The sequence below is a fragment of the Sedimenticola selenatireducens genome, from assembly GCF_007625115.1.
Classification (GTDB): domain Bacteria; phylum Pseudomonadota; class Gammaproteobacteria; order Chromatiales; family Chromatiaceae; genus Sedimenticola; species Sedimenticola selenatireducens_A.
The window spans coordinates 98,031-124,548 of record NZ_VMNH01000002.1; the positions used below are offsets into that span (position 1 = coordinate 98,031).

Annotated in this window: 24 protein-coding genes and 1 riboswitch; of the genes, 12 read left to right on the top strand and 12 right to left on the bottom strand. The window is 49.3% G+C overall.

Annotated features, from left to right (window positions below; translation table 11 throughout):
- Positions 1-47 precede the first annotated feature (47 nt).
- Both FHP88_RS00810 and FHP88_RS00815 read left to right on the top strand, forming a co-directional pair.
- The gene (locus tag FHP88_RS00810) at positions 48-950 is read left to right on the top strand and encodes a hydroxymethylglutaryl-CoA lyase (protein WP_144357089.1); all 903 of its coding nucleotides are present in this window, start codon (positions 48-50) and stop codon (positions 948-950) included.
- A 430-nt stretch (positions 951-1,380) separates the two neighbouring features.
- Entirely contained in the window at positions 1,381-1,962 is a 582-nt protein-coding gene (locus FHP88_RS00815; protein WP_144357090.1) for a peroxidase-related enzyme, read from the top strand.
- A gap of 80 nt (positions 1,963-2,042) precedes the next feature.
- Here FHP88_RS00815 and FHP88_RS00820 read toward each other — a convergent pair whose 3' ends face one another.
- Both FHP88_RS00820 and FHP88_RS00825 read right to left on the bottom strand, forming a co-directional pair.
- On the bottom strand, positions 2,043-2,273 hold the full coding sequence (locus tag FHP88_RS00820) for a hypothetical protein (protein WP_144357091.1): 231 nt from the start codon (positions 2,271-2,273) through the stop codon (positions 2,043-2,045).
- A gap of 180 nt (positions 2,274-2,453) precedes the next feature.
- Complete coding sequence (locus tag FHP88_RS00825; protein ID WP_144357092.1) at positions 2,454-2,678, bottom strand: hypothetical protein; 225 nt, start codon at positions 2,676-2,678, stop codon at positions 2,454-2,456.
- 323 nt (positions 2,679-3,001) lie between these two features.
- On the opposite strand from FHP88_RS00825, the gene FHP88_RS00830 reads away from it, so the two are divergent.
- Positions 3,002-3,844, top strand: a complete 843-nt coding sequence (locus FHP88_RS00830) for a DUF6782 family putative metallopeptidase (RefSeq protein WP_144357093.1) — start codon at positions 3,002-3,004, stop codon at positions 3,842-3,844.
- Positions 3,845-3,878: 34 nt separating this feature from the next.
- On the opposite strand, the gene FHP88_RS00835 is transcribed toward FHP88_RS00830, so the two are convergent.
- Genes FHP88_RS00835 through FHP88_RS00845 form a run of 3 tightly spaced genes read right to left on the bottom strand, consistent with a single transcriptional unit; the run spans position 3,879 to position 9,369 of the window.
- Complete coding sequence (locus FHP88_RS00835; RefSeq protein ID WP_144357094.1) at positions 3,879-6,188, bottom strand: DNA polymerase II; 2,310 nt, start codon at positions 6,186-6,188, stop codon at positions 3,879-3,881.
- Positions 6,188-8,677, bottom strand: a complete 2,490-nt coding sequence (locus FHP88_RS00840; RefSeq protein WP_144357095.1) for an ABC transporter permease — start codon at positions 8,675-8,677, stop codon at positions 6,188-6,190. Before FHP88_RS00840 ends, FHP88_RS00835 begins: the two co-directional genes overlap by 1 nt.
- A complete protein-coding gene (locus FHP88_RS00845; protein ID WP_144357096.1) occupies positions 8,674-9,369 on the bottom strand; it encodes an ABC transporter ATP-binding protein in 696 nt (231 codons plus the stop codon). Before FHP88_RS00845 ends, FHP88_RS00840 begins: the two co-directional genes overlap by 4 nt.
- Between FHP88_RS00845 and FHP88_RS00850 the strand changes: the two genes are divergently transcribed.
- A complete protein-coding gene (locus FHP88_RS00850; protein WP_144357097.1) occupies positions 9,368-10,000 on the top strand; it encodes an arylesterase in 633 nt (210 codons plus the stop codon). The two genes, FHP88_RS00845 and FHP88_RS00850, sit on opposite strands and share 2 nt — an antisense overlap.
- A 9-nt stretch (positions 10,001-10,009) precedes the next feature.
- Here FHP88_RS00850 and FHP88_RS00855 read toward each other — a convergent pair whose 3' ends face one another.
- Entirely contained in the window at positions 10,010-10,852 is an 843-nt protein-coding gene (locus FHP88_RS00855; protein ID WP_186297549.1) for an esterase-like activity of phytase family protein, read from the bottom strand.
- A gap of 274 nt (positions 10,853-11,126) precedes the next feature.
- Between FHP88_RS00855 and FHP88_RS00860 the strand changes: the two genes are divergently transcribed.
- From FHP88_RS00860 to FHP88_RS00870, 3 genes are all read left to right on the top strand, one after another.
- Positions 11,127-11,696, top strand: coding sequence for a DUF2889 domain-containing protein (locus FHP88_RS00860; protein WP_144357099.1), 570 nt, complete (start codon positions 11,127-11,129; stop codon positions 11,694-11,696).
- 133 nt (positions 11,697-11,829) lie between these two features.
- Positions 11,830-12,177 carry a hypothetical protein gene (locus FHP88_RS00865; protein ID WP_144357100.1) on the top strand — a complete coding sequence of 116 codons (348 nt, stop codon included), beginning with the start codon at positions 11,830-11,832 and terminating at the stop codon, positions 12,175-12,177.
- A gap of 102 nt (positions 12,178-12,279) precedes the next feature.
- Positions 12,280-13,674, top strand: a complete 1,395-nt coding sequence (locus FHP88_RS00870) for a metal ABC transporter solute-binding protein, Zn/Mn family (protein WP_144357101.1) — start codon at positions 12,280-12,282, stop codon at positions 13,672-13,674.
- A 62-nt stretch (positions 13,675-13,736) separates the two neighbouring features.
- Here FHP88_RS00870 and nudC read toward each other — a convergent pair whose 3' ends face one another.
- Both nudC and FHP88_RS19500 read right to left on the bottom strand, forming a co-directional pair.
- Positions 13,737-14,654, bottom strand: a complete 918-nt coding sequence (nudC, locus tag FHP88_RS00875) for an NAD(+) diphosphatase (protein WP_144357102.1) — start codon at positions 14,652-14,654, stop codon at positions 13,737-13,739.
- Positions 14,655-14,713: 59 nt separating this feature from the next.
- Positions 14,714-14,941 carry a helix-turn-helix domain-containing protein gene (locus tag FHP88_RS19500; protein ID WP_420492986.1) on the bottom strand — a complete coding sequence of 76 codons (228 nt, stop codon included), beginning with the start codon at positions 14,939-14,941 and terminating at the stop codon, positions 14,714-14,716.
- A gap of 174 nt (positions 14,942-15,115) precedes the next feature.
- Positions 15,116-15,318, bottom strand: a riboswitch (cobalamin riboswitch).
- Between the two features lie 215 nt (positions 15,319-15,533).
- Between FHP88_RS19500 and FHP88_RS00880 the strand changes: the two genes are divergently transcribed.
- Positions 15,534-16,415: a hypothetical protein gene (locus tag FHP88_RS00880; protein WP_144357103.1), complete on the top strand. Its 882-nt coding sequence runs from the start codon at positions 15,534-15,536 to the stop codon at positions 16,413-16,415.
- Positions 16,416-16,485: 70 nt separating this feature from the next.
- Here FHP88_RS00880 and cmoB read toward each other — a convergent pair whose 3' ends face one another.
- From cmoB to FHP88_RS00895, 3 genes are all read right to left on the bottom strand, one after another.
- On the bottom strand, positions 16,486-17,463 hold the full coding sequence (gene cmoB / locus FHP88_RS00885) for a tRNA 5-methoxyuridine(34)/uridine 5-oxyacetic acid(34) synthase CmoB (RefSeq protein WP_335341588.1): 978 nt from the start codon (positions 17,461-17,463) through the stop codon (positions 16,486-16,488).
- Positions 17,460-18,197: a carboxy-S-adenosyl-L-methionine synthase CmoA gene (gene cmoA / locus FHP88_RS00890; RefSeq protein ID WP_144357105.1), complete on the bottom strand. Its 738-nt coding sequence runs from the start codon at positions 18,195-18,197 to the stop codon at positions 17,460-17,462. Before cmoA ends, cmoB begins: the two co-directional genes overlap by 4 nt.
- Positions 18,198-18,546: 349 nt before the next feature.
- Entirely contained in the window at positions 18,547-19,542 is a 996-nt protein-coding gene (locus tag FHP88_RS00895) for a YhdH/YhfP family quinone oxidoreductase (protein ID WP_144357106.1), read from the bottom strand.
- 166 nt (positions 19,543-19,708) lie between these two features.
- Here FHP88_RS00895 and FHP88_RS00900 point away from each other — a divergent pair, with 166 nt between their 5' ends.
- Positions 19,709-20,098 (top strand): winged helix-turn-helix transcriptional regulator, encoded by a 390-nt coding sequence (locus tag FHP88_RS00900; RefSeq protein WP_144357107.1) that lies wholly within the window; start codon positions 19,709-19,711, stop codon positions 20,096-20,098.
- A gap of 93 nt (positions 20,099-20,191) precedes the next feature.
- On the opposite strand, the gene FHP88_RS00905 is transcribed toward FHP88_RS00900, so the two are convergent.
- On the bottom strand, positions 20,192-20,980 hold the full coding sequence (locus tag FHP88_RS00905; RefSeq protein WP_144357108.1) for an alpha/beta fold hydrolase: 789 nt from the start codon (positions 20,978-20,980) through the stop codon (positions 20,192-20,194).
- 256 nt (positions 20,981-21,236) lie between these two features.
- Here FHP88_RS00905 and FHP88_RS00910 point away from each other — a divergent pair, with 256 nt between their 5' ends.
- The 3 genes from FHP88_RS00910 (at position 21,237) to FHP88_RS00920 (ending at position 26,518) form a co-directional block, all read left to right on the top strand.
- Positions 21,237-22,007 carry an AraC family transcriptional regulator gene (locus tag FHP88_RS00910; protein WP_144357109.1) on the top strand — a complete coding sequence of 257 codons (771 nt, stop codon included), beginning with the start codon at positions 21,237-21,239 and terminating at the stop codon, positions 22,005-22,007.
- 253 nt (positions 22,008-22,260) lie between these two features.
- Entirely contained in the window at positions 22,261-25,437 is a 3,177-nt protein-coding gene (putA, locus tag FHP88_RS00915) for a bifunctional proline dehydrogenase/L-glutamate gamma-semialdehyde dehydrogenase PutA (protein WP_144357110.1), read from the top strand.
- 166 nt (positions 25,438-25,603) lie between these two features.
- Positions 25,604-26,518 carry an ABC transporter permease subunit gene (locus FHP88_RS00920; RefSeq protein ID WP_144357111.1) on the top strand — a complete coding sequence of 305 codons (915 nt, stop codon included), beginning with the start codon at positions 25,604-25,606 and terminating at the stop codon, positions 26,516-26,518.

A 26,518-nucleotide genomic window follows, 5' to 3' on the forward strand; every position in this document is an offset into this window, starting at 1 on the left:
TTGGTAAAAACATTTGTCAGCCTACCGTTATTGAAAAGGTATAGAGAGTGCAACTACCAGAACGCGTAAAGATTGTAGAAGTAGGACCGCGGGATGGCCTGCAGAACGAGGCCGCGCCGGTACCTGTAGAAGTAAAGCTGGGGCTGATTGAGCGATTGGAGAAAGCAGGTGTGTCGGTTATCGAGGCTGGTAGTTTTGTCTCGCCCAAATGGGTGCCCCAGATGGCCTCCAGTGCAGAACTGTTTCAGCAGATTGACCAGAAACCCGGTGTCAGTTATCCCATGCTGGTTCCGAATCTGAAAGGGCTTGAGAGTGCGCTCTCAGTTGGCGTTAAAGAGATCGCCATCTTTGCAGCGGCTTCAGAAAGTTTTACCCAAAAGAATATCAACTGCTCTATTGAAGATAGTATCGCCCGATACAGTGATGTCATGGTGCAGGCTAAACAGCACGGATTATTGGTGCGGGGTTATGTCTCCTGTGTTCTCGGCTGTCCCTATGAAGGTGAGATTGCGCCTGAACGTGTAGCAGATGTTGCACGAAGTCTCTATGAACTGGGTTGCTATGAGATTTCATTGGGTGACACTGTTGGTGTGGGTACACCTGCCAAAGCACAACAGATGATTGATGCCGTCACCAAATGTGTTCCCGTTGAAAATTTAGCCGCCCATTTTCATGATACCTACGGTCAGGCTTTGGCAAATCTGTTTGCCGTGTTACAGCGCGGTGTATCAATCATTGACAGTTCTGTATCTGGCTTGGGTGGCTGTCCCTATGCCAAAGGGGCATCAGGAAATGTAGCCACTGAAGATGTGCTCTATATGTTGAATGGACTGGGTATTCAGACCGGTCTCGATATGGAGAGGCTGCTACAGGCAGGTGATTTCATCAGTCGTTATTTGCAACGTGAGCCGGCCTCTAAAGTCGCTCGCGCACTAAGCGCGGCTGACTGATCCCATGTAGGGTGGGTACGTCGTCTGTGCCCACGCGGTTAATTGATACGTGTTCGCGTGGGCAAAAAAGCATGCCCACCCTACCGTAAAGAAATAAAAGTACACGACACAAACAAAATAGAGAGCGGAGGTAACAATGTCAGACAAACCCATTAGCCGATTCCCCATACCCGATATCAATGAGTATCGATATAGAGAAACTACTGCAGGCCGGTAGTTATATCAGTGGCTATCTGCAGCGTGAGCCGGCCTCTAAAGTCGCTCGCGCACTAAGCGCGGCTGACTGATCCCCGGTAGGGTGGGCACGTCGTCTGTGCCCACGTGGGTAATTGCTGCGTGTCATCCGCGTGGGCATAAAAAACGTGCCCACCCTACCGCTAAATCCAGATTAAAAAACTTAACCATAAAAGCGCTTCATGCGGAGGTATTCATGTCAGACAAACCCATTAGCCGATTCCCCATACCCGATATCAATGAGATGCCCGATGATATCCGAGAAGTAATCTTAGCTGTCCAGGAGAAGTCTGGTTTTATACCGAATGTTTTCCTGGCTTTGGCTCATCGTCCCGATGAGTTTCGTGCCTTCTTTGCCTATCATGATGCCCTGATGGAGAAAGAGAGTGGTTTGACAAAAGGTGAACGTGAAATGATTGTGGTCGCCACATCCAGCAGGAATCAATGTATCTACTGCGTTGTGGCTCACGGTGCCATTCTGCGCATACGTGAAAAAAATCCACTGATTGCCGACCAGATTGCCGCCAACTATCGCAAGGCCGATATCACCCCCCGTCAGAAAGCGATGCTTGATTTTGCCTTGAAGATTACCCTGAATGCCAATGAGGTTGATGACGACGATTATGCGTTGCTGCATGAGCATGGTTTCAGTGATGAGGATATCTGGGATATTGGTGCAATCTCGGCATTCTTCGGTCTCTCAAACCGTATGGTCAATTTGACCAGTATGCGGACCAATGATGAGTTTTATTTGTTGGGTCGTTTGCCAAAAAAATAGGCCCAATTTTAGCTTTTGGCGCAAGAACAAAAAAACCACGTCTACATTAGACGTGGTTTTTTTTTGCGTTGGGTTAGTGATTATATGCCTGATACGCGATCACTGGGATGATCCTGCATACCCCCAAATTTACCTTGCTCACTGGCCTCAGAGGTACGACCTGCAGCGGTAGCAGGAAGACTTGTAAAATTATTCCCGCTATTAACAGTTGATCCATAAACCTGATCAACATTCAAATCAGAGTTGATATCAGCGGTAGCGGTTCCAATAGAAACCAGTGAAATCAGTGCGGTAATGAGTAGGTGTTTCATATTAATTCTCCAGTTATTTGTTGGTGGACCTAAGCAGTGGTCCTTGCAATAAAAGACCTGGTGGACGATGTAAATATTTCACGCTTATAAAAAAATATTTGAATGGGACAGCTGAACCAGAAAAAGCAAAAGGCCACGCCTTAATGGGCGTGGCCTTCTTATTCCTGCTGTTAAAAGTTGTTAGATTCCTGACACTCTCTCACTTGGATGATCTTGCATGCCACCATGATTTTCGTGTTCTTCCATTATAGTAGTCCGACCAGCAGCAGTTGGGGGTAAATTATCTAGCTCTACCGAAGTGGCAGGCGTGTAGAGTAAGTCATACTGTGAATCCGACGCAAAATCAGCAGAAGCAGATCCAATCGTAAAGAGTGAAATGAGTGCGGTTATAAGTAGACGTTTCATAGTAATTCTCCAGTTTGATGTTGTTGACCTCAACAAAGGCCCTTGCTTTAAAAGACCTGGAAAATTGAAAAAATATTTCACGATTGATTGTTGTTGTGAAACTGTAGGCGAACAAAAGGAGTGTATTGCTTTATTGCTGAATAAATGATCAAGCTCAATAGAAAAATAGGTGAGTTGATTAGACTTATAGGTGGGTAATAGCTATTTGCTAATATAAACCGCTTATTGTAAACGCAAGAACTATTACTCATTCATGGCGCTAATAGGATGGCCATTGTAATGCCGTGTTATCGGGGCAGTATAAAGGGGGGGCATATATAATAATGATAGGTGCCAGAGTTATTGCAATTATTTTGATTCTATTATTTCCGCTACCGGGTTATTGCGAATACCTGTTTTTTGAGTCAGATACAGCAACTGATATAAGGGGTTGGCATCCTGAGAGTCGAAATCGTTGTTATTTTCCAGGTGATGAAGATGCCGATCATCTTGCCGCAAAATTATTCAAAAATATTCTGTCCTATATTCAAAAAGATGCTGAGTATTCAGAGGCCTTGATGAAAACAGCAGTTACTACCGGCATTGCCTTTTGCATAGAAAATCGCGCAGATGGGTCACGAGGGTATTATGACTATCGATACAATATTATTGCGGTACGAGAATCATTAGGATTTTATCAGAAGGTAGCCATTGTATTGCATGAGTTGCGACACGTAGAGCAGGTGAATCGTGGATTTCGCCAGACACTCGAGTATTCTATGAATGAGATGACGCGGATGACCTATGCGGTTGAGGCTGATGTACAGGCTTTTTCTGTGCTTTTTGCATGGCGCATGAAAAAGAAAGGTCTGCCTGATCTGTGGCATACGTTACTCACGTTCAAACACTACGCCGATATTGCAAAGTCTTTTGAGCAAGAGATGGCACGATCTGATGATGACATGCGGGCAATAAAGCAAGCATTCATACAGTGGTATGATTCGGCATGGCGAAAGAAAAACTACCGAACTGGCTGCTGTATGGGCTATCTGGATATGCTCGATGAGACAAACTTGATTGAAAGTTATGAGCTTTTGCCGCAGGATTTCTTTGATGAACTCTGCGTCCTTCCAGATGGCAGGAATTACGGATGCCAATTTACTAATGTTATTAAGCAGGAATCCTGAATGGTAATATTGACAAGTAGAGAGTCCATCAGGCTTAAAAAAGTGTTAACTGATTAGCCGTTATTCTGTCAAAACTGTCATCCAGGAAATGCAGAATGCCATCTGCTACCGGTTCGATCTGGCGATCAATGTAGTGCTGGTAGTCAATGGGACTGTTCAGCTTTTCAACAGGTTCTGGTCCGTTGATTGTAATCACATAACTAATCCAGCGACTCGATTTACCCAGTTTTCGTGCAGCTTGAACATGGGGTGGGACATTGCGCTGATACTCATCCAATTTCCTGCGTAACCGTTTCCGGTAAATAAGTTGATCATCCAGATCACCTTGCCGCAATTGCATAACAAGATTACTGATGTAGGCTTCATAAGGCTCTTTAAAAAAGATTCTTCTATAAAGCTCGCGTTGAAAGTGCTGAGCAAGCGGTGTCCAGTCGCTGCGAACACTCTCCAGTCCTTTAAATATAAGTTCGCACTCGCCCTGCTTATTACGGACTACCCCGGCATAGCGTTTCTTACTACCTGTCTCAGTGCCCCTGATGGTAGGCATGATGAACTGTAAAAAGTGAGTTTCAAACTCAATCTCCAGCGCAGAGACCAGTCTGAATTCAGTCTGTATTATCTTGTTCCACCATTGGTTCAGTTCATGCGCGAGTTTTTTACCTGTCTCTGAGGCATGCTCCTCGTCATACGTTTCGCCGAGTAAAACAAAGACGGAGTCGGTGTCACCGTAGATCACCGGGTAGCCCGCTTGTTCAAGCCAGTCTCTACTGCGGGTAATGATTTCATGTCCACGACGGGTAATGCTACTGGCCAGGCGAGGGTCATAGAATCGACAACCACTAGAACCTAGCACACCATAAAATGAATTCATGATTATTTTTGTGGCCTGCGACAGAGCCTTGTCCGATTGCGCTTTTGCGATGTCACGTTTAGCCCATAAGTCGGAAATAATCGAAGGAAGAATGTGCCTCTCTCGTGAGAATTCTGCTTGCAGAAAACCGGGTATTGGGTCGCTGCCAGGAAAGGCCATTCCCAGAGGGTCGATCTGAAAGGTACGGATGATACTGGGATAGAGGCTTTTGAAATCCAGCACTAGAACGTTTTTATAGATTCCCGGTTGTGAGTCCATGACATATCCACCAGGGCTACTCTGAGTATGCTGAAATGCACCGATGTCATAGGCTACAACCCCTTCCCGGTGTAATGGAGGTAAATAGAGGTTATCAAAGGCGGCAACAGAGCCTCCTTGTCTTCCAAGTGATAATCCGGTCATTGCCGAGCGCTGTGTGGCAAAGTTAATCAAGTCGGTTTTATGGAAGATATCCTCTACCAATCGACAATCTTCAAGATTATACGCGGCAAGTGCGGGGCGATCCTCTTTAAACTGACGTTGAATTTCTGCGAGCTTATCCTGGTTGCCTGAGATTAATTTATTTCGACCGAGTAGTTTTTCTGCGACATGATTAAGTGCGAAGCTCTCGAATGACCAGAAAGCGGCGCGTAGATTATCAATGCCGTCCAGTACCACGCGACCTGGAATGCTGGCAATTCTGGTCTGTCCTGCTTGTTGTGGTTGTAGTATCGCAGCAATCTCACCACCACGTCCGAGTGAGAAGGGTATGCGGTGTGATTGGCAGCGCCTTTCCAGATAATCAAGATCGAAGTTGATCACGTTCCAACCCAATAGCAGATCTGGATCCAGTTGTTGCACATCGCTTAGAAACTGGCGTAACAGTATCGCCTCATCTGCACACCACTGGATTGGTAAATCAGATGGCCACGCTTCTGCATTGCCTTGCATTAATATCTTTTCGATGCCATTGCCGCAATAGGCAATTGAAAGGACATTGCCTGCTGTGCCATCCGTTTCGATATCCAGGCTCAAATAGCTGAAGTTTGGCTGATAGTCAGAGGGCCTTATCTTTGGATTGGTCAGTTCAATATAGCCCTTGCGTTGCACTGATTGGCCTTTGATCTGCATTGGGGCGGTTATAAATCGTTCCATTAGGAAACGATCAGAGACCTTGATATCTGATTCCATCAGTAGGGTGCTGCTACCCGAGATGCGATCACGTAGTTGTTCAAGTTGTCGCTGCTTTTGGAAGTAGAGACCGTCCACCGGATTGCCGTGCATGTCGGTGAGTTGTAATGGCTTGCGGGTGAGTTGGAATCCATTCGCAGGTATTGTCGCATCTCGTGCTATAAAGCAGACGGCTTGTTGGCCGGGATAAAGCAGCCGAATAGGACCGGAAGGTGAGCTTGCCCAGAACTGTAAATCAATGCCCTGGTGTGTGTCACGCCAATGTCGGGTTAACAGGAAGGCGTTGATCGTCTCCTCTTTCATTATCCGTTTTGTAGCATGCGCAAGGGTGGTTTGATACTCAAAGGCCAGGTTGCAATGATGCCGGCAACTCCGATGGCAGCACCACTTCCTATGATACCAATGAGAAGGGTCCAGGCATTCATATTAAACTGAAAGCCGAAAACTTCTGTGGCAATAAACCAGCCCGTCACATTGGCGCAGAGTGTGGCTAAGGTACCCGCCAGCAGACCAAGCGTTACAAATTCGATTGCGGCGGCTGTGAGTAATCCTTTGCGTTGTAGACCGAGTGTACGTAGCACGATCGCTTCCTGTCTTCGATAATCACGACTCGCTTGAATGCCGGCATACAGCATCAGCAGACCTGCAGCGAGGGTAAACAGAAAAACATACTCTACCGCCAGTGAACCGCGCTGCATAATCTCTCTGATCTGCTGCATGATGGCGCTAACATCGATAATGGTTATCGATGGAAATTGTCGTACTAGGGCAGCCAGTGATGCCTCTTTACCCGGCGGGAGATAGAAACTGGTGATGTAGTTGGTAGGGTGGCTCTTGAGTAGAGTTGGCGTGCCAACGACAAAAAAATTGGGTTGGAATGAATCCCAGTGTACGCGCCGCAGATTGGAAACCCGTGCTTCAATAGGTACACCCGCCAGATCAAAAGCCAATTGATCGCCTATCTTTATTCCCAGTGTATTGGCCAAATCGACCTCAACCGAGAACAGCGGTTTATCTTGATTGCGTTCCTCCCACCAAGACCCAGACACGATCTGATTATCTTCTTGAATTTGAGTCGCCCAGGAGAGATTAAATTCTCGAGCTACCAGACGCTGTGCGCGATCATCCTGATATTGATCTGGCGATACAGGCTGCGAATTGATGTGTGTAAGACGTGCCCGCAGCATGGGGTAGATACCCGCCTGTTGAATGTTATTTTCTTGAAAGAACGAGTTTAGACTGTTTACGTCATCGGGTTGAATGTTGATCAGAAAATGGTTGGGTGCCTGGTCAGGTATGGTGTGTTGCCAGGCCGATAATAGATCCAGGCGGATAATTGACAGTAACAACATGGCAAGTATGCCTAATCCAAAACCGGTTAACTGCAGTGCCGTCATGGCTGGGGCGCGAGCCAAACCTGCGAGACCTTGACGCCATAAAGCGCCCCCTCGATGTCGGAGCGGTGTAAGAACACGGACGAGTAACCAGGCCGTCATGAGCAGCAGGCAAACAGTGGTTACTGTTCCGAGTAATACCCACAGGGCCAAAATGAAATCACCGGCCTGCCAAAACATCAGCAGTGCCATTGCACCTATGCTAAAAAATATCAGCAGCCAGGTGCTCACGGGCGGGGCCCCCAGATCGCGCCGTAACACCCTCAAGGGTGGTACAGCACCTAATCGAATTGCGGGTGGCAGGGTGAATCCTATTAAGGTGATCATTCCTGTGCCTAAACCGATCAGCACCGGCCGCAGTGATGTCGGTGGCAATTCACCTCCAAACCAATCACTGAGGAGACCTGCCAGGAAATGCTGCGCCAACCAGCCCCCGGCAATGCCTAGCAGACTGGCAATCAAACCCAGTAAGCAGAGTCGAAAAATGAGGACACTAAAGATCATTGACTGGCTGGCACCAAGACAGCGCATGATGGCGCTGGTGTCAGATTGCCGTTCAACAAATTGCCGGGTAGAGAGTGCAACGGTAGCACCGGCAACCAGTACGGCGACCAACGCCGCCAGCCCAAGAAAACGGCTGCCTCGATCGAGTGCGTTACGCAATTCTGGACGGGCACTGCTCAAGTGTTCCAGACGGACGCCCGTTGGTAGTTCGTTGCTTGCCCAACGTTTATAGGTTGCTACCTGTGTTTGATCACCGGCAATCAATAGCCGATAGCGAACACGGCTTGCAGGAGTTACTAATCCGGTTTTAGGGATATCCTCCAAGGCAATCATTACTTCAGGACCTAAGCGAAAAAAGCTGTTACCTAATGCTGAGTCTCTGCTCAGAATATTTTGCAAGGAAAAGCGCGCTTCACCCAGTGAGACATCTGCTCCCGGTTGTAGATTCAGCGCCGCCATCAGTCTTGCCTCGCCCCACAGGTTTCCGGGTGTTGGAGGTAGGGTAACAACCTGCTCGCTAGCGGTGGATTCAGTCCTTATGCGCAAATCACCGCGCAGAGGATAGTTCTTACTGACCGCCTTGACTTCCACCAGCTGGGTTTCATCCTGGTGCACGATGACACTCGGAAAGGTCAGGGTGTGTGCAATCTGTAGTTCAAGCTGATTGGCTTGTTTCTCAAAAGATTCAGGAATTGGGTTATTGCTGGATAACACCAGATCGGCTGCCAGCACTTGGTTGGCCTGACGAATCATCGCCTGTTCTACCCGGTCTGTGAAAAAGCCAACGGCTGATACGGCGGCTACTGCTACGATCAGGGCGAGTACGAGTAACCGCATCTCACCACTGCGCCAGTCCCGGCGGAAAAAGCGCAATGCGAGAGAGAGCCAACTCATCGCCCAGACTCCAGACGGCCATTTTCAATCAGCAGGCGATGATCGCAGCGTGCTGCAAGGCGCTCATCGTGGGTAACCAGTAACAGCGCTGCTCCCGTCTGTTCCCGCATCTGAAATAGCAGGTCAATAATGAGATTGCCTGTGGATTGATCCAGGCTGCCGGTTGGCTCGTCTGCAAACAAGATCTTTGGGCCAGAGGCAAATGCCCGAGCAATAGCGACGCGCTGTTGCTCTCCACCAGAGAGTTGTCCCGGATAATGCTGAAGCCGATCGGCCAGTCCGACCTGTTTTAGTGCCTCCGTGGCGCCTGTCGCAGGTTTTTTTATGCCGGACAGCTCCAGGGGTAGCATTACATTTTCGAGTGCTGTCATACCCGGAAGCAGTTGAAAAGACTGGAAAACAAAGCCGACTTTCCCTGCCCGCAGAGCGGCCCGTTGATCCTCATTCAAACCGCTCAAGGGGTTACCGAATAGCTCAATGTTACCGCTTGTTACTTCATCCAGGCCGGCGAGCAGCCCCAGAAGCGTTGATTTGCCCGAGCCTGATGCGCCCAGTATCGCAGTAACCTCACCCGCAGCGAGCTGTAGTGAAATATCATCAAGGATAGTGAGTCTGCCGCCTGGACCATCCAGCTGTTTTCTGACATGACTCGCCTTTATGATCGGTGTTTCTGATGTATGATCTGTGATCATGAAGCATCTCTTCCTACTACTGTTTATTGTTATGTCCGACGCAATCGCCGAAGAGCCGGTTATCCTTGTCCTCGGCGATAGCCTGAGTGCCGCCTATGGCATTGAACGTAGCCAGGGTTGGGTTGCCTTATTGGAACACCGTCTGGCCGAGCAGGGTTATCCGCATAAAGTGGTTAATGCCAGCATATCAGGCGATACCACCGCGGGTGGGCTCTCGCGACTTCCACGTGCGCTTGCCCAGTTCAGCCCCGATATATTGATCATTGAACTGGGTGCCAATGATGGCCTGCGTGGGCTGACTAATCGTCAGACCCGTGAACATCTTGCTCAGATGATAACACTTGCTCAGGCCGTTCCGAGTCGTCCCTTGTTGTTGGGTATGATGTTGCCACCCAATTTTGGCAAGGCATTCACTGAGAAGTTCCTGTTGATATATCAGGAATTGGCTGAGGAACGGGAAGTACCCCTGGTACCGTTCTTTTTAGAGGGTGTTGCTGACCGAACTGAATGGATGCAGGGGGACGGTCTGCATCCCAGGGCAGAGGGACAGCCTCGCATGTTGGAACATGTCTGGAAAGAACTGGCTCCGATGCTTGAACGCCAGAACGGTACCAAGCTGACCAGACAGTAGTCCAAGTTATTATTCAAGTATTTTAAAGTAGATTAACTGGGTCTGTGCCCAGGGTTTGTTGCCATCATCACTTACCATAAAGAAGTTCATCCCCTGATGGCGCGTCAAACCTTCGATGTTTTGAGTCAGCCATCCCTCGCTGCTGTCAAAACGCGCAATCAATTTACTGGGTACTTGCGTATCTGGGATCAGATCTTCCAGCTTGATCCGTGTCAGACTGATCACCCAAGGCGAGAATATCGAGGTATAGGCACGCTCGAGTAAGATCAGGTCCCCATTGGGCAGGGCCTCAAGGGCCACCAAAGCACCATTTGGTTCCTTGGGCGTATAGAACCACTTCTGATTGGCGCTATTAACCAAGTAGTGTGATTTACCCTTCGGGGGATATTCTGGCCCAGTAATGATGCCGAGAGTGGGGTGTAGTGTGACGGCTTCCAGCCCTTTGTTACCCTTGGGGCGGTAGCTGCTCTTTTTGAGTAGTTTAGGGAGCGGCTCGGTAGCGAGCCATTTACCCTCGGAGGAATAACGGTCAATGCGATTATGCCGCTCAAAGGAGATGATCAGTGCGGTATCACCACGAATGCCATTCTGACTCTTTTCCAGGGTCAATCCCTCGGAATCCCGCCATCCACCCTGCAGAGGTGTACCCTGTCGGTTCATGAGGGGAGTGGTTTTTTGCAAGTCGACCTGAATCAGCTTGCCTTCCTCAAATTGTGGTGTGAGGTGTAACAGCCAACCTCGGTCTGAGATGGCCAGAAGCTGTTGTTCATCTTCATCCCAAGAGAGCGCCGATAATTCCGCGAGTGCTGAGTTTCCCTTCAGTGAGAGACTGCCCAATAGTTGAATTCCCATATGGGCATCCCTGCTGCCCGTGGTTGTGTCAATTGTTATGGGGTGACCAATGGGTTCGGCGGAGAGTGGGGAAACGCAGGCGATAGCCAAGGTTATTATGATGATAAGGTACTGAAAAATTAGCATATTCACGCACACTAGATGTTGATGGTCGACGATGTCAAGCGGTTACGGCGGATCTGGGGTATCGATTGATACCTGTATTCGATTTGATATTCATTGCGGATGACATTATCGTTCCTCCACTTTGTCAATTAGTTGAGAATTTATCGCTGTGCCATTACCTAGATCTGTTGAGCGCGAACATCTCCATACCCGGAAAATCAGCTGCGAGGGTTATCTTCGACAGGATGGGCTGTGGGATCTGGAAGCGCATTTGACTGATACCAAGACCTTTGGTTTTGATACGCGGCATCGTGGCTATATGGAGCCCGGAGCCCCTGTTCACGGTCTTCACCTGCGAGTAACCATGGACCTGGATTTCGTCATCCATGATGTGGTCGCTGTGTCTGATGATACCCCTTATCCCGTGTGTAAACAGACCGCAGAGGCAATGCGAGAACTGATTGGTATTAAGATTGGCCCCGGCTGGATGCGTGAAGTCAGAAGCCGTGTAGAACGGAAAGCGAGTTGCACCCATTTGATGGAGCTGTTGGGGCCGCTGGCGACAACAGCGTACCAGACCATGCACTCTGCCTTGGAAGAGCGGGCCAATCAGCAGCCAGTTAAAACAAAACCTCGTATATTGGATACCTGTATCGCACTGGCCAGTGACGGGCCTGAGGTGAAGGCTCGCTGGCCTGAATTTTATACAGGACCTCAAGATTCTGATGACGCATCGTAAATTACAGATTAATAAAGAAAATATTCTGTGTTAGCGTTGGATTGATTTCAAGCAATTACGGCATCATGTAAGTCTGTCTATAATCCCTGCTTTAATCGATTATTACCCTTTAAGACCAGATAGTGAGAGCTGCATGATGCGTTTCAAATGGTTGAGTATTGCGATAATTACCTTACTGATCAGTTCTGTAGTACGCGCTGAAGGCATCACAGAACAGCAATACAGTGCCATCAAGAAACTGGGGGAACTCAACGGTATCGCTTTGAATTGTCGTTTCTTAGCCGAAACCCAGCGCATGAAGAAGGCGTTAGTGTTGGCGCTTCCCAAGCGTCGACAGTTTGGAGAGGTGTTTGATGCTGAAACAAATACGGCCTTTCTGAGCTTTATAGAAAATAGATCAGTTTGCCCAAAAGAAGCTATGCTCAGTGCCGAAGTTGATGCTGCAATTGTCAAACTTGACGCTGCATTCGCAGACAAATAATTGAGTCGAATCGATTTTATCAAAAGGTAAACAGAAGCAGTGAATCGCATCTTACGAAAATATTTTCCGCATCGACACACAACTTTGCTGAGTCTTGTTCTGATGCTTTTCTGTCAGAGCATTCTGGCGGATGACCCATTTCGAGTGGTTACCACCATCAAACCGGTTCATTCTATCCTGGCTGGATTGATGGCGGGTACAGATGGACCTGATCTGTTACTCGAGGATGATGCCATACCCTTTGGCTATGCGTTGAACGAGCAGCAAAAATTACGCATTGCTACAGCCAATGTCATTGTCTGGGTTGGGCCGGAATTGGAGAAGTTTATGATCGAACCTGTTCGATCAGCTTCTGACAAGGGTATTCAGGTACTGACGCTGCTGGATAATCCCGAACTGAAGATACTGCCATCGCGTTGGGCGAAGAGTGAGGCGAGTGCAGATCGGGATCCTTTCTTTTGGATGGACAGTAGAAACACCTTGATACTGGTGGATGAACTGGCGCGTGCACTCACGGATGCGGATGTGGCTAGGGCACACCTCTATAAACGCAATAGAGATAAGTTGCTCGCTCGTGTAGCGGAGCTGGATCGCCGTTTAGAATATGGCTACCGGGGTCTTAAAAGCGGTGTTGGCATGGCTTATTTTGATACGTTGCAATATTTTGAGCAGGCCTATGCACTAAAAATCCGGGGAGTGATGGCGCAATCGCCAGAACAACCCGTCGACGCCAGTCAGTTACTAATGAGTCACGTAAAGTTGAAAGAGGGCTATTACGCCTGTCTACTGACTGAGCGCGAGATGTCAATGCCCGAGTTTTCATTGCTGACTGAGGGGGTAGATATCAATATAGGCGTGCTGGATAGTTTTGGGACAACGATTGCTGCGGGCCCGGAACTCTACTTCGATCTTATGCAGCAGAATACGGATACGATCAAAAACTGTCTGCAGTACAGTGGCACGGCAAGTGAACCCCGGGAAATAGATGATGAGCTTCCATTGACGGCGAAGGTTGGGGGCAAATTCATGCTGATTGATCACAATGGCAAGTTGGTTACGGAAAAGGATATGCTGGGCAAGTTCCAGCTAATCTATTTTGGCTATACTTTTTGTCCGGATATCTGCCCAACTTCATTGCAGGTAATGTCGCTGGCCCTGGATATGTTGGGTGAAAAGGCAGCACTCATCAAACCCTACTTTATTACCGTTGATCCCGCGCGGGATAATGCCAAGGTGATGAAGAACTATGTCAAATACTTTAATCAGGATCTTGTCGGCCTGACCGGTACCACGACAATGGTGGAGCGGGTAGCGAGGCAGTTCAAGGTGAGGTATGAGAAGGTGATCGAAGAAGGCGGTGATCCAGATCTCTATATCATGGATCACTCGGCCAGTGTGTTTCTAATGGCCCCGGATGGGGAATTTATTACCAAGTTTGCCCATGGAATCTCTGCCAAACAGATGGTTGAAAGTCTGCAGGCCTATCTGCCTAAATAAAGCCGATGTGATGATCGATATAAGGGGTGATGAAGGGTGCTTCATCACCCCTTTTGTTTTGATTATGATGCGCCTTGCTTCATCCAGGTTTCTATAAGTTGCCAGGAGATGGAGTCTCGTCTGGGAAGATGAAACAACTCATTCTCAGGTGAGTTTAACAGCTGATTTCGGTGATACCATCCCGCGCTTTCAAGTTCAATCCCATCCACACTAATATCGGTAGTAACAGCGGTCGCATAAAAACCGAGCATAATGGAGGAGGGGAATGGCCAGGGCTGTGATGAGTGATAGCGTATGTCGGTGATCAGAACGCCGGCCTCTTCTTGTACTTCTCGCGCCACGGCATCTTCCAGACTTTCACCCGGTTCGACAAAGCCGGCCAGTGTTGAGTGCATACCGGATGGCCAAGAAGGCTGTCGGCCTAACAGACAATAATCACCATCTTGCACCAGCATAATGACCGCTGGGTCTGTTCTTGGATGATGTTGTTGTGCGCAATCAGGATTACTGCAGAGGCGTAAATGGCCTGCGCGTGTCGATGAAGTTCGACTGCCGCAATGGCCACAAAAGCGGTGTTGTCGATGCCAGTGCAACATTGCCCGCGCGTGGGCGAGCATGGCGCCACTTTGTCGGTCGATCAGAGGGCCTACTGTCCTCAAATCACTGAAGCAATCGGTTTCATCGCCGATCAGAGAAGCGGCTGCCTCATCAATCGCTGATATATCCAGGGCCAACCAGACTGTCTGATTATTATCTCTCCCCAGTAAAACGCATTCACTGGCGAGATCAATCAGCCCCCGATCCTTATTGGCCGGATAGGCGATGGGTCGATGATCCTCTGATACCAAATGACGGCCACGCCATAAGGGTAACAAGCGGGTCTGATCTGATCGCATAACATGGGCAAGCCAGTCTGGATCATCTCGAAAACGATCCAGGCGATCATAATCCTGATTGCTATAGAAATTAGGTTTTCTCATCACATCTCTAGCATGGACAATAACGGTATTGATTGCAAAGTGACCAGAAGCGATAGGCTTCAAGTATGCTTTAGTCCCATCAGGTAGCGTGGGTCTGCGGCCGGGAGTGACTGACAAATTTTAGTAAAATTTCTGAGGTTGGGTAGACGTCTGCCACAACAAAAATGGTTTATCTGACTTGGCTTAAGGCCGGTTCTATTGGCCAATTCCAGTTGAGAAACTCGGGCCTTACTCAGGCAGCTATTCAGGCGCTGTGCAAACGCCGCAGGGTCACTGTAATGCATCATTCCTTCCCATGTAATCTGTGAGTAAAAAGCGCAATGGCGCTAAAGTCAGTAACGGAAGCCCGGGACCTGACATGTTGGATTGCATGGATGGAAAGCGAGTGAAACAGCGGTACTATCCGCTGATATAAGCGTGTTCATCATTAATTTGTTCCTTTGGGACGCCCCGCCCCGTTGAGAAGATAAGTGGATGATGGCAGGTCTCCTGGCTTGCGGGTCACCGTTCTTGTGTCGCCTTCCCGGATCTCTCCAGTGGCAAGATGACACGAACTCTCCGACTACAGTTGCGGGGGCAGCCACGGCCAAGGTTTACCCTTCCCGTGTTCCCGTTTTAATCCCATCGGCTGATGCCGTTTGGAACCATCAAGGTCATTTTATCGATTGCACGCTCAACAGCGCAAGGTGAAATGCCTGATTTATACGATCCGTTTTGCAATAAGCTGCAACATAATAAGGTTAATTTGGTTAACAGCTTATTACCGAAATAAAAATTTCAAATGTTATTCTCATCCCGTATCTGTTAGATTTTAAGAACGTACTGAAGTACGGAGAAAAGAGGTCTGTAAAAGACCCATCATCATCTTGGGAGGATTCTATGCGATCTGTTCAATGGGCAGTCTTGCTACTGTCACTACTGTTTTCCAGTTTTTCACTTGTGGCCCAGGAAGGAGAGCGGCTTCGTCCCTTTATTCTTGCTGAGACTTCGCAAGTTTCACTAACCGACAAACTATCCTCAGTAACGGCTGCTTTGGAGAAGGCGGGATTTTCTATTGAGGGTGAATATGCACCCTATGCGGGCGCACATATCCTGGTCATCACCAGTGAAGGACTACGCAAACAGGCGGCAGCTACCCAATGGGGTGGCTATGGTGCGGCGTTACGTGTTTCGCTGACGCAGAGAGATGGCATGGTTCAGGTGAGCTATACCAACCCGCAATGGATGGGCAACGTCTATCGCATGTCCGGGGATTTCGCTGCAGCGGGAAATCAGCTGCAGGTGGCTCTGGGTAACGACAAAGCCTTTGGGTCAGAAGGCGGTCGTACGGTGGAAAACCTGCGAGAGTATCACTACATGATGTTTATGCCGTATTTTGATGAGCAGGTCGAACTGGCCAGTTATGATTCTCATCAGGCCGCGCTTGAAGCTGTTGAGGCAGGGCTCGCGGCAGGCAAGGGGGGGGTCAGCAAGATATCCCGCATAGAAATAAGTGGCAAAGATGAGGTGCTGTTTAATGTGGCGGTGAAGCAGGGTGCAGGATCGGATGAACCGGTAATGCAAATAATTGATCAGGCCGATCTACGTCATACCGCACATCTGCCCTATGATATGCTGGTTTCAGGAAACAAGGTGTATATGCTGCATGGTAAATTTCGAATTGCCCAGAGTTTCCCTGATCTGACTATGAGTACGTTCATGAAGATATCGGATGCACCTGATGCTATTGAGCAGGCGCTGAAAATGGCTGCCAGTAAGTAGTTGTTTTGGCGTGTGTGGCGCTCAGCTATGGCTTTAGGCCATGGCTGAGCGCCGCCAGCCATTTACTTGATCAGCTTGAGGTGGCAATCAGTGTGGCCCGAAGAGGGGCTGGATGACCTTCAATTGTACGGCTAGGGTCATCGGGATCGAGATAATCGACCAGTGATTCAAAATGCATCCAGTCTGTCGCGCGCTGCTCATTAATACTGGTGGGTGTCTCGTCAACAACTTTCACATTAGTAAACCCACACCGTTCCAGCCAGCCGGCTAATGTGGCTGAACTTGGAATAAACCAGACATTCCGCATCTTCGCATAGCGACCCTCGGGTACCAGCACCTGCCCTTGCTCTCCGCTTATGACCAGGGTTTCAAGCACCAATTCACCCCCAGAGCGGAGCGTGGACTTCAGCTCATACAGATGATCGATAGGGGAGCGCCGATGATACAGGACACCCATGGAAAACACCGTATCAAAGGCCCGGAGATTTTCTGGGATATCTTCAATTCCCATGGGTAGCAGATGTACTGGCCACTGTTCCCCGAGAAAATGACGTACCGCCAGAAACTGGGCCAGAAACAGCTGGGTAGGATCGACACCAACAACCAATTCGGCCCCTTCACCTGCCATTCGCCAGCAGTGATAGCCGTTTCCACAGCCAATATCCAGCACGCTTCTGCCCTTGAGTGGGGTGATATGTGGGTAGACACGATCCCATTTCCAATCTGAACGCCACTCTGTGTCGATAGCGATGCCGTGAAGATTGTAGGGCCCCTTACGCCAGGGATGGAGTTGACGCAACAGGGTTTCGATTTTATTCAGTGCTTCAATAGAAGGTGGGTTTTCACTTGATGCGGTGATGCTTGGGCTGTTTAGCTGAATAGTCTTAGCGTCGAGTGAGGGAAGCTGGTCAATAGCAGCAATCCAGCGATCCAGATCACCATGGGGACGTGCTTGCATGATCTGCTGCAACTGTTCAGGCAGCTGATTGGCCCACTTCTCGAGTCCATGCGTCTCCATCAACCGGCAAAGCGCATCGATATTAATCACTTTCGAGCAACCAGTGAGATGAAGTTGAAACATTGGAACCAGATATCAGCCCGGACGAATCCAGCCTGTTTGAGCCGCGCCTGATGTTGCGCAAGTGTCTCAGGTATCAGTACATTTTCCAGCGCACTACGCTTTTGGCTGATCTCCAGGTCGTTGTAGCCATTGGCGCGTTTGAAGGCGTGGTGCATCTCTATCTGTAGATGTTCTTCCTGCGGATCTTCAAAAGCGATTTTTTCTGACAGCACCAGTATGCCACCGGGTCTGAGTCCCCGCTGAATCCGGGTCAGCAGTGCTTTGCGGGCCTCAACGGGAATGAACTGGAGGGTGAAATTGAGTGTGATCAGTGAGGCATTTTCGATTGGGGTTGTACGAATATCGTCGCAGACCCAGTCGATGGGTGTCCTGTTTGGTAGGTCTGGCACACGTGTACGGGCCTGCTCCAACATAGCTGGGGAGTTGTCCACTGCGATGATTTTACAGCCGTTGGCCTCGATGCCGCTCTGCAGGGCAAGTGATGTGGCACCCAGGGAACAGCCCAGGTCATAGCAGTTTGAGTTGCTTTGCACATGCTGCCTGGCGAGTACGCCACTGAGATTGATAACCGTGGCATAGCCCGGTACTGATCGGCGTATCATGTCGGGAAAGACACGGGCTACTTGTTGATCGAATACAAAATCGCCCACACGGTCTCGTTGCTCTGAGTAGACCCTGTCCTGTTCTGAATCTTGGTTCATATGCGTTTCACTGGATAAAGAAAAGCCGCCCCGGTTAGAGAGGCGGCTATTATATACTGATCTGACTATTCGAAAGCAGATTCAATCTATCCAGATAGTTGTTTATCGCCGAGGCTATGTGGAATAGCTAATCAGGGGCCAGACCACTCGATGGCGCAATGCTCTGCATTGCGTCCATCGAAGTTCCAGACGCGGGCGAGGTGTCCCTTCTTTTGTTTCTCAAACTTGATAGATGCTTTTTTAAAGCCGCGGAAACTACTCGTGAACAGCTTGAGTAAACCAGTGATTCCTCTGACATTGTCGTGGAGAATATTTGCTAATCTATGTAGGCGGCGCAAGCATGGAACCATTAAGCCATCTTCACCAGCGTATGGCCGTGGCCTTTACCCGCCAGAATGGCCATCAATTGGGCTTCCACTTCATCCAGAGTAATCTCGGTGGTCAATGTCTCCAGGCAGTCAGGTTTCCAGTCGCTGGCAAGCTTGTTCCATACCTCAAGACGAGGGATCATGGGGCACTCGGCGGAGTCAATGCCTATCAAGGAAACACCCCGCAGAATGAAAGGGAATACTGTTGTGTTGAGCTCAGGAGATCCAACCAGGCCCGCGCAGGTGACGGTGCCGCCGTAGCGGGTCGCCTTGATGGCACTGGCCAACATATCGCCACCCACCACATCGACTACGCCGGCCCACTGCTCTTTAAGCATCGGACGTTCGGTTTCGATGATGGAATCGCGACTGGTCACCTCTTTAGCGCCCAGCTGTTTGAGAAAATCTGCGGCTTCGGCTTTACCCGTCACCGCCGTGACGTCATAACCAGCCTTGGCCAGGATGGCAACGGCTAGGCTTCCTACGCCGCCGGTAGCGCCGGTGACCAGCACGGGGCCTTTCTCTGGCTTCACACCATTACGCACAAGGGCCTCTATCATCAGGCCAGCAGTCAATCCTGCCGTACCGAACATCATGGCTTCTTTCATGCTGAGTGATTTTGGGCGCTTGATCACCCAGGATGCTGGTACGCGAATGTATTCGCCCAGTGCACCGTCGGTATTCATGCCCAGGTCATAACTGGTGACGATCACTTCTTCACCTACGGAAAACGCAGGGTCATCGCTGGCGGCCACTACTCCGGCTGCATCAATGCCGGGTGTGTGCGGGAAGTTGCGCGTGACTCCTTTGTTACCAACAGAGGAGAGGGCGTCTTTGAAATTGAGTGCAGAGTAGTGAACCCTGATCAGTACTTCACCCGCAGGGAGGTCATCAATTGAGCGGGTCTTGATGTTACGTACATATTTTTTGGGTTCAGCCTCTTCAACAACCAAGGCTCGGAATTGGGTGTCACTCATCACACTATCTCCTCTTGAGTTAATCTGTTCTGTAAACAGACCGTTTTTAAATTGCAATTCGCCGTAGTTGTTTCAAAGTAACAACTACGGTTATTATTAGCAAGTAGGCACGTTAATGTATGATACTTACTAAAAGTATACTAATGGAAGTAGCAAGGGTTTTGGCATGATCAAAGTAAACAATTCAGAATATAATTGTCCGTTTGAGGTCGCTATCGATATCATGGACGGCAAATGGAAACTCTACATCCTCTGGCATTTGCGCCATAAAACCCGCCGTTTCAGTGATCTGAAACGCCGTGTGCCGGGCATCACCCAGAAAATGCTGACCCAGAAACTGCGTGAGCTGGAAGAGGAGAAGATCGTTAATCGGAAGGTCTATGCCGAGGTGCCACCCCGGGTTGAATACTCGCTGACGGAGTTTGGCAAACAGCTGGAACCGATTATGGAGATGTTGCTGGAGTGGGGACACTATTACTCTAAGGCCTATGGTGAAACCGACTATGATTACGAGTGTCGGCCTAAAAATGAAAAGCTGTTGGAGATCGCCAGCTAAACCGTATACGTACCATGTTTTAAAGATTAATTCATGAACCGTAACGATGCCTAATGCCGTCTCGTCTATCCATTTTCGAAAGGGCTATCAGGATCAATGATGGTTAAGGAAGTTGATCCAGTATGGATTCACTTCATCGGCATTGGTAATGGGCGCCATATGACCACCTTTAACCCAGTGAGCTTCTATCTGGGGAAGGTTTTTTTCCAACACTTCGGCTACCCGGCGCGTCGGAAGTGGACTCTCTTTACTACGCAGGAGACAGGCAGGCAGGTTGATCGCTTGATATGACTCAGCGGTTAGGGGTTCATGAAGCAATGCCAGAAAATCCAGGGCAACCTTGTGGATTAGCTTATCCAGAAAAGGTTTTCGCTCTGGAGTGAGTCCTGCATAGGTACCCACGCCACTCCAGAAGTCGATGAAATCCTCCGCTGCAGCAGAAACCTTGTTTTCAGTAAGGTGTGCTGAAATCTGGGTAAAGATCTCCTGGATAATGACTAAACCTGGGTCATCCGGTTCAAGCAGATGAAAGGCAACCGGTTCATACAGGCCTAAAGAAAGGATGCTGTTCTGATGATCGTACGTATAGCGCAACGCGGTTGCCCCGCCATAGGAGTGGCCGATCAAGTGGAATGGTTGGTCGCCAATGCATGCCTGAATAAGGCGTTCAATACGGGCAGTCTCATCACCGAGGGTGAATGTATCGGGTGTGGGTGGAAATGTGCTGTTCCCATAGCCATACAGATCAATAGCTATGACCCGGAACCGGGGGAGTAGGCTTTCACAAAGCCTTTTCCATTGTTCTTTGCTACTCATTGAACTGTGCAGCAGCACAACCGGGACTCCTTGGCCGCGTTCAAAGATGATCTGTTCTGATGGCATAATGTTCTTTCGGTTCTTAAAAATTGTTCCAGCTTAACGGCTTGGCTGCAGTGCAGCAACTGGCTAGCGTGTTTTGTTTCCAATGAAACCGCTTTGTTGAGCTGTCAATTGAGTCGCTGATTTTAACAATAACGGGTTTATTGCATTTGATAATAGAGGTATCCTCTGTGACTTGGCCTACCAGCCAGATTTGAGCAGGCATACGACGCAGTCAAAAGCTGCACCTAAGTTTGGTCATCGGTTCAGAAGAGACAATATGCTGAACGCACAAGTTATACAGTTACCGCAACAAAGTGTTGAACATGATCACGCCTACCATCAGCTTATCCTGGGTGTGCAGGGGCGTGCGGAATTCGAAGTTGAAGGTCGTGGTGATCTTGTCAGCAATAGACTCGGTTGCCTGATACCTTCCTCCCTTAGTCACGCCTTTTGTGGTGTGGATCAAAACGAAATACTCGTTCTGAATGTACCTGTTGATGAACAGGGCTCCGAGTCAATTGCTGATCTTGAATCGAGATGCGCTTCAGTTATCTTTGATAAATCAGGATTTTTTAATGTTGATCAGCCGGTTCAGCAACTGCTTCAACTCTCTGCCAAGGAGATGCGGGCCTATCCTGAAGATGCGGGGCTCGCCCGCAGTTTTGGCGTCTGCCTGCTGCAGTTACTGACCAAGCGTATCACCCGGTGTGCAGAGGAACGGCGATCGAATAAACGACTCAACATGAGCGTGCTCGATGCCTACATTGATTCAAATCTTAATCGGAAGATGCTGGTAAGAGACCTGGCTCTTCTGGCCTGCATGAGTCCCAGTCACTTCTTCAGTGTATTTCGTGAGGAGATGGGTGTCACGCCCAATCAGTACATTACCCGCAAGCGGCTGGATCATGCCAAGTACTTGTTAGAGCGTACCGGACTGCCTCTGAGTGATGTGAGTGTACAGACCGGGTTCTCCAGCCAAAGTGCCTTTGCCCATGTTTTTAAACAGTATATAGCTATGACCCCACGCCAGTACCGCCTGAAACATTAAAATTAAAAAAGCCGGTTAATCAATTACTTATATTCATGAATATGCTTCCTTAAATGGGAATTAATGCTTTATTTTGTGCATTTTTTACCAATCAATCATAGAATTTTGATAAAAAACCATAGCATTCTGTAAGAAGCGCGCCATGCTCAACGGTAGGCTGGCGCATCCTAAATTGTACGTAACAATTTTGTGATGGTGTTGTATCAGTTTTAGCCTGTAGGCCACCGTTCAGGAGTGAGGAGTTGAAAGAGTGATGTTCGATGCGCATTCCGCTTTAGATATTGCCACTATTCAGCAAGATCCGTCGCAGCTGAAAGCCACCATCAGCGCAATGTACTGCGTCGATGAGTCCCCATTGCTAGAACAGTTAATTTCCCTTGCGGTACCTTCGCCTCGCTTGTTAAAGCAGACTACTCAAACCTGTACTGACCTGGTGAAAGCGGTTAGGGCACGGGATGATGCCATCCACATGATTGATGCCTTGCTGCTGGAGTACAGTCTTGACACCCGTGAAGGGGTCTTGCTGATGTGCCTTGCAGAGGCCTTAATGCGTATACCTGACAGCGCCACAGCCGATGCGCTGATTAAAGATAAACTGACCATAGCGGATTGGAAAAAACATCTGAAGCAGAGTAAGTCGCTGCTGGTTAATGCCTCAACTTGGGGTCTGCTGCTAACCGGTAAAGTGATCACGCTGGACACCCAGATTGATGCTGAGCCCGCCAGCATTATCAACAAGCTGGTCAATCGTCTGAGTGAGCCCGTGGTTAGGCAGGCGATGAATCAGGCGATGAAGATCATGGGTAAGCAGTTTGTGCTGGGGCGGACCATTGCCGAGGCACTGACCAATAGTCGTAAAAATCGTGAGGCGGGTTTTACTTACTCTTACGATATGTTGGGTGAGGCGGCGCTCACCAAGCAAGATGCCGAAAAATATTTTACAGCCTATACCCAGGCGATTAATGCCGCCGGCAATGATACCTTCTCTACAGCCAAGTCACCCCGTCCCACTATCTCAATAAAACTCTCAGCACTGCACCCGCGTTATGAAACGCATCAGCAACAGCGTGTGATACGTGAGCTGGGTGAGCGCATGCTGGCGCTGATCGGCCTGGCGCGTGAACTGAATGTTGGGATTACCATTGATGCGGAAGAGATGGATCGACTAGAGATCTCACTCACCTTGTTTGAACAGCTCTATACCGACTCATCTGCAAAAGGGTGGGGGAATCTCGGCCTGGTGGTTCAGGCCTATTCCAAGCGGGCACTGCCCGTTCTCTGCTGGCTGGCGGCGCTGGCAAATAAGCAAGGTGACATAATACCCGTACGATTGGTCAAAGGGGCCTACTGGGATAGTGAGGTCAAACATGCCCAGCAGATGGGTCTTGAAAGTTATCCGGTGTTTACGCGCAAGGAGTCGACCGATGTCTCCTATCTGGCTTGTGCGCGCTTCCTGCTCAGTGAGCAGGTAAAAGGTCTGCTCTATCCCCAGTTCGCCACTCATAATGCCCATACTGTTGCCAGCATCCTCAGCATGGCTACTCATGAACAGTACGAGTTTCAGCGATTACACGGCATGGGAGATGCGCTGTATCACACCATCATGGAGAATTTTGATACCCGAGTAAGGATCTATGCGCCCGTGGGCAGTCACAAGGATCTGCTGCCTTACCTGGTGCGACGACTCCTTGAAAATGGGGCCAACTCCTCCTTTGTTCATCGACTGATTGATCAGAAGACACCCGTTGAATCTTTGACGGAACACCCTGTCACCCAACTCAAACAGCATGCCTCGCTGGCAAACGACCGGATTCCACTGCCGCCACAAATCTATGGTGATTCCCGAATCAATTCCCGGGGCATCAATATAAACGTTATGAGCCAATGCTTACCGTTGTATGAGCAGGTTCACCGATTCTTTAATCACAGCTGGCTTGCTGGGCCAATAATTAATGGCGAACTTATTCAGCAGGGCGAAGTGATGCGCGTGCATGCCCCGTTTGATCGTGTGATCCATGTCGGCTCAACCTACTTGGCTGATCAGTCAATCGCAGAACAGGCTGTTTCCATTGCCCATCACGCCTTTGTCGGCTGGAATACAACGCCCGTTGAAAAACGTGCAGCGATGCTGGACAAGTCTGCAGACCTGCTTGAAGAGCACCGCTCTGAACTGATCGCCCTCTGTCATTTAGAAGCCGGTAAGACCCTTCAGGATGCCATTGATGAAGTGAGGGAAGCAGTTGATTTTTGTCGCTACTATGCCCATCAAGCGCGCCATAATTTTGCGGCGGCGTTGCAACTGGATGGTCCGACGGGAGAATCGAATGAACTCTACCTGCAGGGAAAAGGTGTGTTTGTCTGTATCAGCCCCTGGAACTTCCCGCTGGCGATCTTTGCCGGACAGATCATGGCCGCACTGGTGGCAGGTAATACGGTCATTGCCAAACCGGCAGAGCAGACCAGTCTGATTGCCGCACGGGCTGTAGAACTTTTTCATCAGGCCGGAATTTCCGGCAAGGTTTTGCAACTGGTTCCGGGTCTGGGCAGTCAGGTCGGCCCAGTCCTGACCTCAGATGAACGGATAGCCGGCGTTGCCTTTACCGGTTCAACTGAAACAGCACAACGAATCAATCGATCACTGGCGGCACGTAATGGGGCGATAGCCACACTGGTAGCCGAGACGGGTGGCCAGAATGCCATGATAGTTGATAGCACCGCGCTACCGGAGCAAGTGATTAAAGATGTAGTAGCCTCAGCGTTCACCAGTGCTGGACAGCGTTGCTCAGCCCTGAGGGTGCTCTTCTTGCAAGAGGATGTAGCTGACAATATGTTGCAACTCCTTAAAGGCGCCATGGCGGAACTTAAGGTAGGCAACCCCTGTGAGTTGGATACCGATGTCGGTCCAGTCATTGATGAAGCGGCCCGACATTCACTGCTTAAGCATATTGACCATATGCGCGAGACAGCTACATTGATTGCTGAGGGGCAACTGCCACTCAATGTAACGTCTGGCCACTTTGTTGCACCTGTGGCTTTTGAAATTCAGCGTATGAATCAGCTTAGTAAGGAACACTTTGGTCCCATATTGCATATCATTCGTTACCCGGCCTCTAAACTGGATGGCGTCATTGAGCAGATCAACCAGTCAGGCTATGGACTTACCCTGGGCATTCATTCGCGAAACGAGACAACCAGCCGGACCATTGATTCCAGGGTGAGGGTGGGGAATGTCTATATTAACAGGAACCAGATTGGTGCCGTGGTCGGGGTACAACCCTTCGGTGGGTTGGGACTTTCGGGGACTGGGCCAAAAGCGGGCGGGCCGCACTACCTATTGCGATTTGCCACAGAAAGAACCAGGACAACCAATACCACTGCTATCGGTGGTAATGCAACGCTACTCTCTCTGGAGAACAGTGTGATCCATTGAATTGGATGCAGGGATTTACCAGACAAGTGTTAGTATTGTCTTTGATAACAATGTCGCGGTAACTTACCGCATGGCCAAAAGCCAACAGCACGTACAGCGTCGTTCCCTCACATTGAGGGCCGTGCCGCAGCTGTATGATGACAATAAATAGACGGGTGAGGAGCTCATGGAATATTTTATCCAGCAGTTAATCAACGGGGTTACGCTCGGTTCGATTTACGGACTGATCGCCATTGGTTACACCATGGTCTACGGTATTATTGGCATGATCAATTTCGCCCACGGCGATATTTTCATGATTGGTGCCTTTATATCGTTGATCACATTTTTAGTACTCGGCATTATCGGCATAACCTGGATACCTTTAGCACTGCTCATCGTGTTACTGGTTTCAATGATCATCGCTTCTATCTACGGCTGGACCGTTGAGCGTCTGGCCTACCGACCGTTACGCGGCTCTTTTCGTCTGGCTCCTCTCATCTCGGCTATTGGTATGTCGATCTTCCTGCAGAACTATGTACAGCTTCTGCAAGGTGCACGTGTCAGGCCCATGCAGCCTGTGATCTCAGGTGGTTTTACCTTCCTTGAGGGGAGTGCCTTCTCTATTACCGTCAGTTATCTGCAAATTGTGATTGTACTACTAACCATCATACTCATGACCGCCTTTGCACTGATCATCTCGCGCACATCGTTGGGTCGTGCACAGCGGGGCTGTGAACAGGACCGCACCATGTCGGCCTTGTTAGGCATTAATGTGGATCGCACCATCTCATTAACCTTTGTGATGGGTGCTGCGCTGGCGGCGGTGGCCGGTATGTTGTTCGTACTCTATTACGGTGTGATCGATTTCTATATCGGCTTTCTGGCCGGTGTTAAAGCCTTCACCGCCGCGGTATTGGGGGGTATCGGGTCATTGCCTGGCGCCATGCTGGGTGGCTTGTTGATCGGCTTGATCGAAACCTACTGGTCGGCCTATTTCAGTATTGAATATAAGGATGTGGCCGCCTTCGCCATTCTGGTTCTGGTGCTGATCTTCAGACCCACCGGGTTGTTGGGCAAACCGGAAATCGAGAAGGTGTAA

Coding starts and splice junctions, on each gene's coding strand:
- FHP88_RS00820 (WP_144357091.1), bottom strand. CDS start 2,273: ATGAAACACCTACTCATTACCGCACTGATTTCACTGGTTTCTATTGGA.
- FHP88_RS00920 (WP_144357111.1), top strand. CDS start 25,604: ATGGAATATTTTATCCAGCAGTTAATCAACGGGGTTACGCTCGGTTCG.
- FHP88_RS00840 (WP_144357095.1), bottom strand. CDS start 8,677: ATGAGTTGGCTCTCTCTCGCATTGCGCTTTTTCCGCCGGGACTGGCGC.
- nudC (WP_144357102.1), bottom strand. CDS start 14,654: ATGAGAAAACCTAATTTCTATAGCAATCAGGATTATGATCGCCTGGAT.
- FHP88_RS00880 (WP_144357103.1), top strand. CDS start 15,534: ATGCGATCTGTTCAATGGGCAGTCTTGCTACTGTCACTACTGTTTTCC.
- FHP88_RS00835 (WP_144357094.1), bottom strand. CDS start 6,188: ATGAAAGAGGAGACGATCAACGCCTTCCTGTTAACCCGACATTGGCGT.
- FHP88_RS00815 (WP_144357090.1), top strand. CDS start 1,381: ATGTCAGACAAACCCATTAGCCGATTCCCCATACCCGATATCAATGAG.
- FHP88_RS00830 (WP_144357093.1), top strand. CDS start 3,002: ATGATAGGTGCCAGAGTTATTGCAATTATTTTGATTCTATTATTTCCG.
- FHP88_RS00845 (WP_144357096.1), bottom strand. CDS start 9,369: ATGATCACAGATCATACATCAGAAACACCGATCATAAAGGCGAGTCAT.
- FHP88_RS00895 (WP_144357106.1), bottom strand. CDS start 19,542: ATGAGTGACACCCAATTCCGAGCCTTGGTTGTTGAAGAGGCTGAACCC.
- FHP88_RS00855 (WP_186297549.1), bottom strand. CDS start 10,852: ATGGGAATTCAACTATTGGGCAGTCTCTCACTGAAGGGAAACTCAGCA.
- FHP88_RS00850 (WP_144357097.1), top strand. CDS start 9,368: ATGAAGCATCTCTTCCTACTACTGTTTATTGTTATGTCCGACGCAATC.
- FHP88_RS00865 (WP_144357100.1), top strand. CDS start 11,830: ATGATGCGTTTCAAATGGTTGAGTATTGCGATAATTACCTTACTGATC.
- FHP88_RS00870 (WP_144357101.1), top strand. CDS start 12,280: ATGCTTTTCTGTCAGAGCATTCTGGCGGATGACCCATTTCGAGTGGTT.
- FHP88_RS00905 (WP_144357108.1), bottom strand. CDS start 20,980: ATGCCATCAGAACAGATCATCTTTGAACGCGGCCAAGGAGTCCCGGTT.
- putA (WP_144357110.1), top strand. CDS start 22,261: ATGTTCGATGCGCATTCCGCTTTAGATATTGCCACTATTCAGCAAGAT.
- FHP88_RS00910 (WP_144357109.1), top strand. CDS start 21,237: ATGCTGAACGCACAAGTTATACAGTTACCGCAACAAAGTGTTGAACAT.
- cmoA (WP_144357105.1), bottom strand. CDS start 18,197: ATGAACCAAGATTCAGAACAGGACAGGGTCTACTCAGAGCAACGAGAC.
- FHP88_RS19500 (WP_420492986.1), bottom strand. CDS start 14,941: ATGATGCATTACAGTGACCCTGCGGCGTTTGCACAGCGCCTGAATAGC.
- FHP88_RS00825 (WP_144357092.1), bottom strand. CDS start 2,678: ATGAAACGTCTACTTATAACCGCACTCATTTCACTCTTTACGATTGGA.
- FHP88_RS00900 (WP_144357107.1), top strand. CDS start 19,709: ATGATCAAAGTAAACAATTCAGAATATAATTGTCCGTTTGAGGTCGCT.